This is a genomic window from Paenibacillus plantiphilus (assembly GCF_927798095.1).
Lineage (GTDB): Bacteria > Bacillota > Bacilli > Paenibacillales > Paenibacillaceae > Paenibacillus_Z > Paenibacillus_Z plantiphilus.
On the sequence record NZ_CAKMMF010000019.1, the window covers coordinates 1 to 13,909 of the forward strand.

At 50.1% G+C, this 13,909-nt stretch carries 9 protein-coding genes; 6 read left to right on the forward strand and 3 right to left on the reverse strand.

Going from position 1 to position 13,909, the window contains the following annotated elements:
• The first annotated feature begins 374 nt into the window (after positions 1–374).
• The 6 genes from L6H65_RS16560 to L6H65_RS16585 all read left to right on the forward strand — a co-directional run bounded on the left by L6H65_RS16560 (position 375) and on the right by L6H65_RS16585 (position 10,879).
• Positions 375–1,391 carry a LacI family DNA-binding transcriptional regulator gene (locus L6H65_RS16560; protein WP_236343707.1) on the forward strand — a complete coding sequence of 339 codons (1,017 nt, stop codon included), beginning with the start codon at positions 375–377 and terminating at the stop codon, positions 1,389–1,391.
• 163 nt (positions 1,392–1,554) lie between these two features.
• Positions 1,555–2,868, forward strand: coding sequence for a sugar ABC transporter substrate-binding protein (locus tag L6H65_RS16565; RefSeq protein WP_236343708.1), 1,314 nt, complete (start codon positions 1,555–1,557; stop codon positions 2,866–2,868).
• 90 nt (positions 2,869–2,958) lie between these two features.
• Entirely contained in the window at positions 2,959–4,269 is a 1,311-nt protein-coding gene (locus tag L6H65_RS16570) for a carbohydrate ABC transporter permease (protein ID WP_236343709.1), read from the forward strand.
• A complete protein-coding gene (locus tag L6H65_RS16575; RefSeq protein WP_236343710.1) occupies positions 4,269–5,105 on the forward strand; it encodes a sugar ABC transporter permease in 837 nt (278 codons plus the stop codon). Before L6H65_RS16570 ends, L6H65_RS16575 begins: the two co-directional genes overlap by 1 nt.
• Positions 5,106–5,178: 73 nt before the next feature.
• Entirely contained in the window at positions 5,179–6,924 is a 1,746-nt protein-coding gene (locus L6H65_RS16580) for an alpha-glycosidase (protein WP_236343711.1), read from the forward strand.
• 352 nt (positions 6,925–7,276) lie between these two features.
• A complete protein-coding gene (locus L6H65_RS16585) occupies positions 7,277–10,879 on the forward strand; it encodes an Ig-like domain-containing protein (protein ID WP_236343712.1) in 3,603 nt (1,200 codons plus the stop codon).
• A gap of 130 nt (positions 10,880–11,009) precedes the next feature.
• Here L6H65_RS16585 and L6H65_RS16590 read toward each other — a convergent pair whose 3' ends face one another.
• The 3 genes from L6H65_RS16590 to L6H65_RS16600 all read right to left on the reverse strand — a co-directional run bounded on the left by L6H65_RS16590 (position 11,010) and on the right by L6H65_RS16600 (position 13,842).
• Positions 11,010–12,083, reverse strand: coding sequence for a phosphodiester glycosidase family protein (locus tag L6H65_RS16590; protein ID WP_236343713.1), 1,074 nt, complete (start codon positions 12,081–12,083; stop codon positions 11,010–11,012).
• Positions 12,080–12,502 carry a hypothetical protein gene (locus L6H65_RS16595; protein WP_236343714.1) on the reverse strand — a complete coding sequence of 141 codons (423 nt, stop codon included), beginning with the start codon at positions 12,500–12,502 and terminating at the stop codon, positions 12,080–12,082. Before L6H65_RS16595 ends, L6H65_RS16590 begins: the two co-directional genes overlap by 4 nt.
• A gap of 188 nt (positions 12,503–12,690) precedes the next feature.
• Positions 12,691–13,842, reverse strand: coding sequence for an amidohydrolase family protein (locus L6H65_RS16600; protein ID WP_236343715.1), 1,152 nt, complete (start codon positions 13,840–13,842; stop codon positions 12,691–12,693).
• Positions 13,843–13,909: the final 67 nt, after the last annotated feature.

Here is a 13,909-nt window from a genome sequence, read left to right on the forward strand (position 1 = left end):
AAACAAGCCGGATACACATTTTTCTCGGAGCATTACAAGACTGTACAGACGTAAACTTAGGAACCGCCGTGTACCGAACGGTATGCACGGTGGTGTGGAAGGTCGGCTACTCAACTAATGGATAGCCTCCTATCCGATTTGCACCAGTAAAGAGGAATGGGATAAAAAGGTGTAACGATTTATCAATATTGTTATTGACAACATAAAAGTTCTTTATTATATTATGATTATGTTGATGAAACGTTACATCAAAAATAACCTCGTGGACAATAGACTCGCAGACATGTACTTCAAGCGCAAAGTTTGTTATTATCGTTATAGTTTTGCGGCTTGGTTGGTGAAACGTTAAATCACATATGGACAGGTGAATAATTGTGGGAAAAGTAACGATTAAGGATGTAGCGAGGAAAGCGAATGTCTCGGTAACGACAGTCTCCAATGTGATTAACAACTCAGGCCGAACCTCACCCGATACGATTAGAAAGGTGAAGCAAGTGATTGAGGAGCTGCAATTTTCTCCTAGCGCTTCAGCCCGCAATCTTCGGGATAAAAATTCACATTTGATTGCTGTTGTTGTTCCCTTTCTGGAGAAGGGCCGCCTGCAGGACAATCCGTTCTATTGGCAGCTTGTGCTTGGCATCGAAGAGGGGGCGCGCAACCATCAGTTCCATGTCATCCTTCTGGGCGTGGATGAGGGAGAGAGCTTCTCCTTCGTTAGCGAGCGGCATCTCGACGGCTTGATCGTGGTGGGAACTTTCGAGGGGTCGCCGATTTTGAATCAAATTCTGTCTCTTGATGTGCCCTGTGTATTTATGGACAGCTACATGTCGGATTCCAGCCTGTATCAGGTGCTGCTGGATGATGAAATGGGCGGCTATCTGGGAACGAAGCATCTCATCGGACTCGGACATCAGCGAATTGCGCTTCTCTCAGGCAAGCTGCAGCAGGATGGCGTTAATTACAAGCGCTGGCTCGGGTATCGCAGAGCATTGGAGGAAGCGGGTCTGCCCTATGATCCCGAATTGATCAGGGAGGAGCCGGTATCGACAGTAGGCGGTTATCAGGCTTCGCAGTACATTACGGACCCTCGGATGAATATTACAGCAGTGTTCGTGTTCTCCGACGTTGGCGCAATGGGCCTCATTAAAGGACTGTATGAGCTCGGGGTTCAGGTTCCGCGCGACATTTCGATTGTAGGGTTCGACGATTTGTTCTATACCGATTTCATGATTCCATCGCTAACGACTGTCAATCAAGACATCATCGAGAGAGGCAATATCACCGTCAGGCTGCTGCTTGATCAGATCGTCGGAGAGAGCAGGCAACAATCAAGAAAGGTGGTGCTGCCGGTTAGTTTGAAGGTGCGTCAAAGCACAGCGCCGATTCATTAAACTACGCAATTATAAAAAACAATAGGCATCTCCATTAGTAGGCTTCTTATTAACAGCGCTTACCGCGCTAACCCTGGCAATAATGAAAGCGCTTACATTATTTGATGATCATAAAATCACGAATTGCAAAACCAATATATTACTATTCGAGAGGGTGTCTATCATGAGAAAAGGATTCATTATACTGCTCGCATTGACGGTTGCAATCGCTATAACGGCTTGCGGCGCTGGCGAAAGCACTAATTCCGGCAACAAGGCGAATGAAAGCAAGGCGGAGAATAAAGGAAGCGGCAATGCACCGACAGGCGCGGCAGATGAAGAGATCGTACCAGAGGAAGGAGCGACGCTGCTTGTGTGGGATGGCAAGGATGGGCTTCCCTTCCTGGAGGAGATTGCGAAGGAGTTCACCGCCAAATACGGCATTCCTGTCAAGGTTGAGGATCAGGGCGCACCAGAGCAGCTGGAGAAAATGAAAACAGACGGACCGGCTGAGCTGGCTGCGGACATCATTACACTGCCGCATAATGATCTTGGCAATGCGGTGAAGAGCGGGTTTGTGCTGCCCAATGATTACTACGAGGAGCAGACCAAGGCGGAATTTCTTCCCGCAGCTGTAGAGGCAGTGACGGTTGAGGGGATGCTGTACGGCTATCCGCGAAATATGGAAACCTACGCGCTCTTCATCAATCAGGATCTTGTTGGCGATACGCCGATTAACTCATGGGAGGATATCGTCAATTTCTCTAAAGGCTTTAACGATTTGAAGGAAAACAAATACGGCTTCATGAGCCAATTGACGAGCCTTTATTGGACATATCCGTTCTTCTCCGGCTACGGCGGATATATTTTTGGCAATAAAGAAACAGATGCAGCGGATATCGGACTGAACAACGAAGGCTCGGTGCAAGGCTTGAAATTCTTCCAAAGTCTGCGCGACATTCTTCCTATGGCCTCAGCGGATACAACCGACGATATTAAGCGTTCCCTGTTCCAGGATGGGAAGCTGGCAATCAACCTTGACGGTGTATGGAATATTGGTGCGTATTCCAATCTGAAGCATAAAGTAACGATGATTCCTCTTCCCAAAATGCCAGGCAGCGATAAGGACCCGATTACATTGGCAGGCGTGAAGGCGTATTATGTCAGCACGTATTCCAAATATCCGAATGCGGCGAAGCTGTTTGCCCGCTATTCGACCTCGAAGGAAGCGCTGCTGAAGAACTTTGAGATCACGGGCTTCATCCCGGCGCGTACTGGAATGGACAGCGAGCCTGCGATCCAGAGCAATGAGATGGTGAGGGCGGCGCTCAAGCAATTGGAGAATTCACAGCCGATGCCTACCATAATCGAGATGGGTCAAGTGTGGACGCCGGTTGAGCAAGCGCTGGAGCTGATCTGGAACGGCGAGGATGTGAAGACATCGCTGGATAAGGCGGTCGAAGATATTAAGACCGGCATTGCTACACAAGACCAGTAGCAGGATCAGCAGCTGGCAAGCGGTATGCCATTGCCCGTCCGAGCGGGCGGGCGATGGTGATAAATATAGGCAATAGGGGTTGATCGGAACGTGGCTCAGCATCGTAAACTGGCAATGAGCTTATCCGTCCTTGGCATGGGATTAGGTCAGCTTTACAACCGTCAGTATTTCAAAGGGATCGTTATGCTTTTATTTTATATGACCGGCATTTACTTCATCATGACTGCGCTTCCTTTCGGCATGTGGGCACTGACAACGCTTGGCGAGCAGCCTGATCATCTGGAGAAGGTAGGAAGAGTATATGTCAATGTAAGGGGCGACCACTCGATCTTTCTTTTGGTTCAAGGGATTATCATTCTGCTGGCCAGCCTTGTGATCGCGCTGCTCTATTTGCTTAATATTCGGGATGCGTTTGTCGTAGGACGTCTTCGCGAGAAGGGAATACAGGCCAATGGGATCGGGAAGACGCTGAAGCGAATGACGACGGAGAGATTCCCCCAGCTCGTGCTTAGCGTGCCTCTGCTGCTGGTTGTTTTCTTCACCGTAATGCCCATTCTATTCATGATTCTGCTCGCCTTCACGAACTTCTCGTTCCCGAATTATTTGCCTCCGGCGAAGCTGGTTGATTGGACGGGATTCAAGTCATTCCTCGATATGTTCAATGTCAAGGCATGGAGCAGCACATTGTATGGTGTGACACTGTGGACGTTCATATGGACGGTATGCGCGACTGTCACGATATTTGTCAGCGGGTTTGCGGTTGCGCTGCTGGTTCAGATGAAGGGAATCCGCTTCAAAGTATTTTGGCGCACGATCTTCATTATTCCTTATGCCATTCCACAATTTATTTCCCTGCTCATTATGAAAAATATGTTTAATGGGCAATTCGGGCCGATCAACCAATATTTGAAATATTTTGGCCTGAGCGGTCTGCCTTGGCTGACTGACCCGTTCTGGGCAAAGGTCACTGTCATTATCGTCAATATGTGGATTGGCTTCCCGATCACGATGCTCATGATAATCGGTCTGCTCTCCACGATACCGAAGGACTTGTACGAGGCCTCGGAGATTGATGGGGCCAACGGCTGGCAGCAGTTCAAGGCGATTACGTTTCCGTCCATTATGGTTGGCTTTGGTCCGCTTCTGGTCATGTCGTTCGCAGGCAATATCAACAACTTCAATCTGATTTATCTGCTCACGAACGGCGCGCCGGCTAATGCTGATTATAAGTTCGCCGGAGAGACAGATATTCTGATCACCTGGCTGTACAACCTGACATTAACGAATGGAAAATATAATTTCGCTTCCGTTATCGGATTGTTCATCTTTATCCTCATAGCATCATTCTCGATCTGGAATCTGAGAAGGACGAAAGCGTTCAGAGAGGAGGATGAAAGGTGATGAAAAGCAAGCGAGTTCGAACATTCTCGAAGCTGACGCTCGGTTATCTGGGCCTGCTCATCATTGCTGCCGGCTGCATCTATCCAGCACTGTGGGTCGTGATGTCGTCCCTCCGGCAGGGGACAGCGCTGTACAGCGAATCGCTCATCCCTAGCGTGTTCACGCTGGAGCATTATCGAGAATTATTCGAGCGATACCCCTACGGACAATGGTTTCTCAACACGTTGAAAATATCATTTTTCACGATGGTTCTCACCACCATTATCGTCACGCTTACAGGCTACGTGTTCTCCAAATTCCGCTTCTACGGCCGTCGGCAGCTCATGCTGGGCCTGCTTGTCATCGGGATGTTCCCAGGCTTCATGAGCATGATTGCCATCTACATTTTGCTGCTTCAATTGAAGCTGCTGGATACGCATCTTGCGCTTATTCTTGTGTATTCGTCGGGAGCCTCGATGGGCTTTCTATATGTCAAAAGCTTCTTCGACACCATTCCGGCAAGCCTGTTGGATGCCGCCAAGATTGATGGCGCGAGCCATTGGATCGTGTTCTCGCGGATCATGCTGCCGCTCTCCAAGCCGATGCTCGTCTTCGTCGCGTTGACTTCCTTCAGCGGAGGGTTCGTAGACTTTATATTTGCCAATATGGTGCTGAGCGACAACAGCAAGCTTACACTTGCAGTAGGTTTGTTCAAGATGGTCAAGATCAAGTTCGCCACTGAATTCACCTTATTCGCCGCAGGCTGCGTGCTTGTAGCGATTCCTATTACTGCCTTGTTTATCTTCCTGCAGCGGTATTTGGTCGAAGGACTGACAGCTGGAGCGGAGAAGGGCTAGCGGCGGTGAAGGCAGCAGCTCGCATAGATCGCATAGTAGGATCAACAGAGAAAGAGCAGGAGTGATAACAGACATGCTAAAGGAAGCCATCTACCATCGTCCCAAGCAGAACTGGGCGTACGGATATGATAATGAAACGGTTCATGTGCGGATTCGCACGAAACGCGGCGATGTGGAGCGAGTCGATGTTATTCACGGTGACAAATGTATGCCGTGGAGCGCTATGGAAACCGAAGCGATGCGGATAATGGGCAGTGATGAGCTGTTCGACTACTGGGAAGCAGCTGTCGAGCCGCTGTACAGACGTCTATGCTATGGCTTTATACTAACCGCTGGAGATCAGCAGCTATGGTACACGGAGAAGGGCTTCAGCGCCGCTCCGCCTGCCGTGCATTTAGGATTGTTCGAATATCCGTGCCTCCATTCCGTTGATATTCTTAAACCGCCTGCATGGGTGAAGGATGCTATATTTTATCAGCTGTTCACGGAACGATTCGCCAATGGCGACCCCTCCATCAGCCCGGATAATGTGCTGCCATGGGGCGGCAAGCCGGAATATGATAATTTCTTCGGCGGTGATCTGCAGGGTGTTATCGATCACCTGGATCATCTGACCGAGCTCGGCATCAATGCGATCTACTTCAATCCGCTCTTCGCAGCTCCTGCCAACCATAAGTACGACACGGGGGACTATATGCGGGTTGATCCGCATTTTGGCACGAATGAGACGCTCAGGACGCTTGTTGACGCCTGTCATGCACGTGGCATTCGGGTTATGCTGGATGCGGTTTTCAACCATTGCGGCGTCACCTTTGCTCCTTTTGTGGATGTTATGGAGAAAGGGGAGGCTTCCGAATACAGTGACTGGTTTCATATTCGCAAATGGCCGCTTGCGGTCGAGGATGGAATTCCAACATACGAGACGTTCGCTTTCGAGGCGACGATGCCGAAATTCAATACGGAGAATCCACAGGTGAAGGCGTATTTGCTCTCTGCTGCGAAGTATTGGATTGAGGAAATCGGGATCGATGGATGGCGGCTGGATGTAGCCAACGAGGTCGATCACCAGTTCTGGCGCGAATTCCGCGCAGTAGTGAAGCGGGCTAATCCGGAGGCATACATTCTCGGCGAGGTATGGCATGATTCCCTGATGTGGCTGCTGGGCGATCAGTTCGATGGCGTTATGAATTATCCGCTTACGAATGCAACGCTTGATTTCTTCGTATTCGGTCATATGGATGCGGTGAGCTTCGCCGATACAGTGAGCGGGCAGCTGGCAGGTTACCCCAAGCAGGCGAGCGAAGCGTGCTTCAATCTGCTGGGAAGCCATGATACGGTGCGGCTGCTGACGCTGTGCGGCAATGACAAGCGGAGGATGAAGCTGGCTGTACTGTTCCAGTTCACCTTCGCGGGGGCTCCGTGTATTTACTACGGGGATGAGATCGGCCTGAATGGCGAATTCGATCCGGACAACCGCAAGTGCATGGAGTGGGATGTATCCAGGCAGGATCGCGAGCTGTTCGCCTACCATCAAAGCGTGATAGCGCTGCGGAAGAAGCATTCCGCACTACGAACAGGCGCGTTTCGCATCCTGCTGGCAGAGGAGAATGGCAGGCGGATTGCCTATGAGCGCAGTGATGGACAGGAGCGGATTATTGTGATGATGAATCCGTCAGAGGAAGCACGGACAGTCCCGGTAATGCTGCCTGCCGGCGAGTGGAAGGATGGCTTCTCCGGCGAACTCGTCAGCGTATCCGGCGGATCATATTCGGATGAGCTGACACCCTATGAATATCGGGTGCTTGTGTCAGAAATCTAATGCCAGCTATGCGACCGGCTGCTCACCGTTATGCAGCCTTGCACCGCTCGCTGGGAGCTGCGCGCGGTGCAAGGGCGCAAGCTCATGCTGCCTGCAAAGGAGCTTACTATCTTGAGATCGACAAACCTTCAAAACTACCTGGTTCAGCAGGCGTAGTTTTGAAGGTTTATTTTTGTTTCTCCTTTATTCGAGTTTATCATCCAAAATACCTGTAAAAAACATAAAAGATCGACAAAAGCATACATTTTTAGCGATAGCCTTACTAGAATTGGTTCTATTATACTATTGAATGGAATTACTAAACTATTCCAGTTTTGTAGAGAAAACTACCCGAGAGAAGAGAGGAATCGAGATGATGAAGAAGGTTTTTATGTGGTTGCTAGTATGCGCAATATGGACATCACTGACACCGAATGTATTCGAAGGGACTGCCTATGCGAACAGTCCGGCTGCAGTGAAGCTGCTGTTTGCGAAGGTTGAGAAGGGCTGCCCTTCCGGCTGCTATGAATTTAGCGGCGGCATCGAGGTGAACAATATTGGCTATCAGAAGGAGGTCTATGTTCATTACACGACTGGCAATGGGCAATGGAGTGATATCCCTGCTTCCTATGGAGGCAAGACAGAAGGCAATTTAGAGGGGTGGAGCTTCAAGGCTGCGGTTGCCGATACCGGCAACCCGATCCAGTTCGCGATCAAATATATCGTTAACGGGCAGACCTATTGGGACAACAATGGCAATCAGAATTACCGCATCGGAGGGAGCTCAGCGCCAGACCGTGTTCTTGCGAAATCGTTTCTGTCGCTGGATAATGCCGAGTTTGGAGCATCCAATGCTTTCTCAGGCCGGATTTATTTGAAAAATATTACCCATCACAAAAAAGTGACGATCCGCTATACGAGCGACAATTGGGCGACATACAAAGAAAAGGACGCCGTGTACACAAGTCCGCTGCCCAAAAGCAACAACAGTCTTGAATATTGGGACTTCAACGTCGATGTCGCTCCCAATGTGAAGGCAGTAAAGTATGTTATCGGCTATGTCGCGAATGGCGTAACCTACTGGGATAATAACTTCCAGAGGGATCATCAGTTAACGGCCAAGCAGCCTGTGCCTGCTGCATTAACGCTGACCCCGCAATCACAGACTGCTGTTGTCGGCACGAATGCGATTGTACGCCTTCGCTTGACGGACAGCTCCAATAATCCGGTCAACGGGCAGGCGATCAGCCTGTCGGCATCGGGCAATGCATCCATTCCACCCACAGTTACGACGAATGCAAGCGGCGAGGCTGATGTTGCAGTAACGAGCCAGCAGGCTGGAACCGTTGTGGTGACGGGTACAGTGAATGGTTACTCCGTTTCTGGTACAGCCCAGATCACATTTGCGCCGGATATTCATACATCTGTGCTGACGATGACACCGCAAAATCAATCGACTGCTGCCGGAACGAATGCGAATATACGTCTGCGCTTGACGGACCGATTCAATAATCCGATCAAGGGACAAATGATCAAATTAGCAGCAACAGGCAATGGATCGCTTCCGTCTAGTGTTGTGACTAACGCAAGTGGCGAGGCTGATGTTGCAGTAACGAGCCAGCAGGCGGGAACCGTAGTGGTGACGGGTACAGTGAATGGCTATTCCATTTCCAGTACAGCACAAATTCAGTTCACACCGGATAACACGGTTACGCTGAAGCTGACACCACAAAGCACGACCGCAGTTGTAGGATCGAGACCGACAGTGCGCGTCCGCTTGACGGACAAGTATAACAATCCGGTCCGGCAGGTGAAGATTACGATGTCGGCAACAGGCAGCGGCTTTGTGCCAACGGAGCTGACGACAGATAACAATGGGGAAGGCGCTTTTCTGGTGGGAGGCGTTCAAACGGGAATAGCTTATATTTCTGCGAAGGCGAGCGGTTATTCCGTAACTGCTTCGACACAAATAGAGTTTACGCCAGATAGGGGTTCGGCTGTGTTAACATTGGTTCCTGAGTCAGAATCCGCTGTCGCAGGGAACGGAACGGCAATTCGTGTCCGTTTGACAGACAAATACAACAATCCTATCGGACAAGCGTCAGTAGGTTTGAGTGCAACAGGAGGAGCTGTGATTCCAGCTGCGACTACGACAAATTCGAATGGCGAGGCAATTGTGACTGCAACGAGCCAGCAGGCCGGAAGCTTGATCATTACCGGGACATTCCAAGGGAAGTCTGTATCGACGGAGGTGCGTATTGTACCTGCTGGACCGGCATCATTGACCATATTGCAGGATTCGCAAGAAGCAGTTGCAGGAACAAGTCGGGCAATCCGTTTTATTGTGCTCGATAAGTTTGATAACCGGATACCTAACAGTACGATCAGTCTCCGAACAATTGGCAATGCCGAGGTCCCAGCATCCATTACGACCGATGGCAATGGCGAGGCTGTCGCTTCTGTAAGGAGCGAGAAGGCAGGCATTGTCCTTATTCATGCAACTGTTGACCGGTCATCCGTAATTGGTGCGGCAAGGGTGGAGTTTACGGCTGATGTGCCGGCAGCACTAACACTTGTACCGGACAATGACAGGGTCGTTGTTGGTACGAATGTCGTTGTGAAGATTGCGCTGAAGGATCGGTTCAACAATCCGGTTGCCAGCACTGCCATTCAATTGACAGCGACAGGGGGAGCGACTCTTCCAGCGACAGTAACGACTGATGCCAGTGGCGAAGCTGTCATTTCCGTGACAAGCCAGCAAGCAGGTACAGCTGTTGTAACGGGAAGAGTGGGCAGCTCTTCCGTATCGGGCACAGCCCAAATTCAATTCCTGCCTGATGATCAATCGGTCATTCTGACACTTGCGCCTGAGAGCTCTATGGCTGTGGCAGGAACGAGCACAGAGCTTCGCATTGTATTGACGGACAAGTTGAATAATCCGATTGCTGGCGCTGCTGTTCAATTGTCGGCAGAGGGGAATAATGTTGTTATTCCAGCCGCAGTGACGACGAATGCCAATGGCGAGGCCGTTGCTGCCGTAACGACTGAAAAGGCAGGAACGGTCAGAATCACAGCTGTCTATAATGGTGCTGAGGCTGCCGCTCAGGTGCTTTGGCTGCCAGCTGATCCAGCCAGCGTAACGATAACGCCAGCGACGGGTTCGGCTGCCGCGGGAACTAACGTAGCCGTTCATTTCCAGGTGATAGACAGATTCGGCAATCCAGTTGGCAACAGCCTGATTGACCTGACTGCTGTAGGGAATACCTCCATCCCGGCTTCAATTGCAACGGACGAGAATGGCGAGGCGCAATTGACAGTAACAAGTCAGGGAGTAGGCAGTGTAGTTGTCACAGCAGCTGTGCAGGGCTCCCAGGTTACGGGAACATTCACCATAGCGTTCACAGCTGCAGAACCGGCGATTGTAACGCTGACGCCACCGCTTGCGACAGCTGTTGTCGGTACAAGCAGGAATGTGCATATTAAGGTAACTGATCGCTTCGGCAATCCGGTTACTCAATCCGCTGTCAGTCTGACGGCGACTGGCAATGCTTCACTTCCGGCTTCTGTTACGACCAATAGCAGCGGCGAGGCAGTCGTTGCGGTAACGAGCGAGAGAGCAGGGACGGCAGTAATAACTGCAGCTGTGCCGGGCTCTTCAGCATCGGGAACGGCTAGAATTCAATTTACGCCTGATGCTCCAGCCAGAATTATATTCCAGTCCCCGCTGCCGCAAATTATTGTCGATGATGTCAGCTTTGTCAAAGTAACTTTGGTGGATCGGTTCGGCAATGGAATTCCAAGCCATACGCTCAAATTAACCGCTACGAAAAATATGGCGGTTCCACTTTCTACGGCTACAAATGCCAATGGTGAAGCCATTATTATACTCGGCAACCCAGTAGCGGAAACAGCAGTTGTAACAGCAACTGCTGCGAACGGTGTTACAGGCAGCGCATCGATTACAAGCCGATACTAAATTGCTTCTGTATATTCGTTTTTATTAGCAATGAAATATCCCATCCGTCAATTTAGCTGACGAATGGGATATTTTTTTGGACCGACAGGAGGAGCGAAATGTATTCTTCCTCCGATGAAAGGCATCTCCATTATTTAAAGAACAGGAAGTGCGTTGGCAGCGGACGCAGCCGTCCGTCCGAAGGCTTGTTGACGACACGGCCGTTGAAGATGAGCGAGGACGAGCCGCCGCCATCCAGATTATAGCCGTCAATGGCGCCGAAGCGCGACAGCAAAATTTGCATTTCCTGCAGCGTGGCTCCTGAGCTGCCGTTCTCGTTGTAGCCGTCTGTCACGATGAACAGCAGTTGATTGTCCTTGTAATTGGCAACAACAGTACGCGGAGCGCGCTTGGGGCTGACCTGCCACTTTTGTGGAATGGTCTGCGGTACGCCGCTCTTCATAAGAACAGGAACGAAGGAAGCGCCGAATAACGGCTCCTGCTTGTCAAGCTGACTCTGCGAGCTGTACTTGCCGCCGATCAGCTTCATATTTTTATTCATTCCGACGAAGAACAGGTCCTTATAAGAGGCTTCGAATTGGCTTACATATTTGCCGTTGAGCATCGTAGTGCTGAGCGGATAACGCTGCCCGCGATTGTCTGCGAACCCTCCAGCATTCACCCCGGCAATGGCTTTGTAACGCTTAACTGCCGCGAGCGTCGTCTCAGCCTCTCCAACCTTGTCCTTGCCAAGCACCATCTTCATGCTCTTGTCCGTCTTCAGCTTCACTTTAAGCGCATAGCCTTTGAAATTCTGAGCCGTTATCTTGAACAGCTGAGCCGTTATATTATCTGATTGAATCTGACTGTACGGCGTGCCGATCTTGCTTGTGATGCGCCGATCATAAATTTTGGCGGGACGTCCTGCTTGGGTAGAGGCGATCTTGACGATTTGGATCATGCTTTCGTTCGTAGAACGGTACAGAGCAATCGATTTCTTGATCGATTTGGCTGTGATGGTCGCCCGCTGCTTGGCAGTGTCCAGATTGCCCAGAAGGCCGTTTAGCTCGTTCACTAATTTGATCTCGCTATTAGGGACGGGATCAGGATATGTAGGCTGGGGCAAGGAAATGGTCATCGTAGACGCCAGCATCCAGATCATCAGTCCGACAAAAGGCGCGGTAGCCAATAAACAAAATCGGTTGAGCTGCTTGACCGTAATCATTTCAGCACATCCAGATCTTTCTTCAGCTGAGCCAATTGCTTCTTGACATCATTGAGCTGCGTGTACAGCTTGTTGCTGTTGTCGGTCTTGCTGCTCGCATTGTCCTTCGAGAATTCGAGAAGCTGATTGAGCGCATCCACCTTCCCCTGAACCTTCGTTATCTCATTAGAGAAACTGGTTTCCATTCCCTTCAGCCGTGCTTCATATTTCGTTTGCATGTCCGTAATTTGCTTGGCTGTCTGATTGCTGATCGCAGCTGTCAGGTTCTTCTTTATTTGGTCGGTATACCAGATCGCCCCAACAACGCCTGACGCAATCAACAGCATCCAGATCGATAGAAATAATGGAAGAGTTGCTCTGCTTTTTCGCCTTCTTGTGTTGTAATTGCTTTGTGACTCTGTCTCGAAGCTTGTATTCATTTGAATCTACTCCTCAATGCTTTTATTTCATAGAAAACAGGACGAATCTATATTCTAGCATAAATGCATAAGGAGTAGAAACGTACAACGTCTATTCATTCCGCATACCGCCTCATAACGCAAGCGTAGACAGGGACTCTATGGGAATCTCCAATTTCTTCCTCAAGGGATGCTTGTAAAAGGTTGCGCTATCGTCCTAGCAATATCAGACCAGCTTCAATTTTCGTTAACTGGGCGGTGTCCTCGGGAAGCAGGTCTGTCCGATCCAGCTTCTCAATTAGCTGGAGCTGTGTCTTCGTTGCAGGCTGCTCTTTAATGAGGGCATCAAGATTGTCATACGCAATTTGACGCGCCAGCTGTTCGTCATCCAGCAGATGGATGAGACGATACATCGCCTCAATAGCCAGCCTGTCATTCCGCAGACCGAATCCGGAATCGGTGCTTAACAGAAAGCGGTCAGGAAATTCTCGTATGACCTCCACGAAATCCTCAAGGCTATTCGTGCTGCCTTCATTAAAGGCTGTGAACCCGGCATAAAAGTCGGCATACAGATTGGGGTGGTCTGCCAATAGGCGACGAACATTGTCAGGAGAGTTAAACGCATTCGCATGCGCAAAAATAAAAGTTGTGTCAGGATACGCAGTGAGCGCTTCCTCCAACTTGTCTATTACCATCCCATTCGGAGGGTCGATATGCAGAAGTAGAGGGGCTTTATACGCAGCGCATAATTCATAGATTTGAGGCAAAAATCCGTCCATGGGATGCTCGGTTTTCCATGGAACATTGGCTAATACGGGAGAGTGGCTTGATGCAGCGGCGATTTCCCCGATTCCAAAATAACCTCTCTCCAGCTTCTCGCGAACAGTCTCCAAACTGCCAGAATCGTGCAGATCGATCCCCGAGAAGAAGGGGATGACCACATCGGGATAGGCTTGATACGCTTTCCATGCCGTTTCATCGGTAGTTACTGCGCTTGGCTCGGATACAGCACCGAACAAGACGATGCGGTCAATACCGTAGTCGGACCATCGCTTGATCAGAGAATCATAATTCGGGCGGCTTGCACCGTGGTTATGCGCGTCGATGAGCGGCTGATTACCATATAATTCGATCAGCTTGGCTAAAGTAAGCTCTGATTCGTTCGTTTCCTTGGCCGTCTCAACAGGCTGGGTCTTTGCCGCGATAGCCGCATTGGTTTCATTGCCCTCTTTTTCAATACTAGTAATTGTACTCGCATCATCGTCACCGAATAATAGCATGCCCGAAGCGACAATGCCGATTATGATAATTCCGACGAGGGCGTACAGTATATTCCGATGCTTCCTATTCCAACTGTTCATGTACAGTCACCTGCTGCTTTCTATATGTTGGTGTGGCGGGCGATACATAGATTTATCGCCATACATC

Coding starts and splice junctions, on each gene's coding strand:
- L6H65_RS16565 (WP_236343708.1), top strand. CDS start 1,555: ATGAGAAAAGGATTCATTATACTGCTCGCATTGACGGTTGCAATCGCT.
- L6H65_RS16575 (WP_236343710.1), top strand. CDS start 4,269: ATGAAAAGCAAGCGAGTTCGAACATTCTCGAAGCTGACGCTCGGTTAT.
- L6H65_RS16580 (WP_236343711.1), top strand. CDS start 5,179: ATGCTAAAGGAAGCCATCTACCATCGTCCCAAGCAGAACTGGGCGTAC.
- L6H65_RS16585 (WP_236343712.1), top strand. CDS start 7,277: ATGATGAAGAAGGTTTTTATGTGGTTGCTAGTATGCGCAATATGGACA.
- L6H65_RS16590 (WP_236343713.1), bottom strand. CDS start 12,083: ATGATTACGGTCAAGCAGCTCAACCGATTTTGTTTATTGGCTACCGCG.
- L6H65_RS16595 (WP_236343714.1), bottom strand. CDS start 12,502: ATGAATACAAGCTTCGAGACAGAGTCACAAAGCAATTACAACACAAGA.
- L6H65_RS16600 (WP_236343715.1), bottom strand. CDS start 13,842: ATGAACAGTTGGAATAGGAAGCATCGGAATATACTGTACGCCCTCGTC.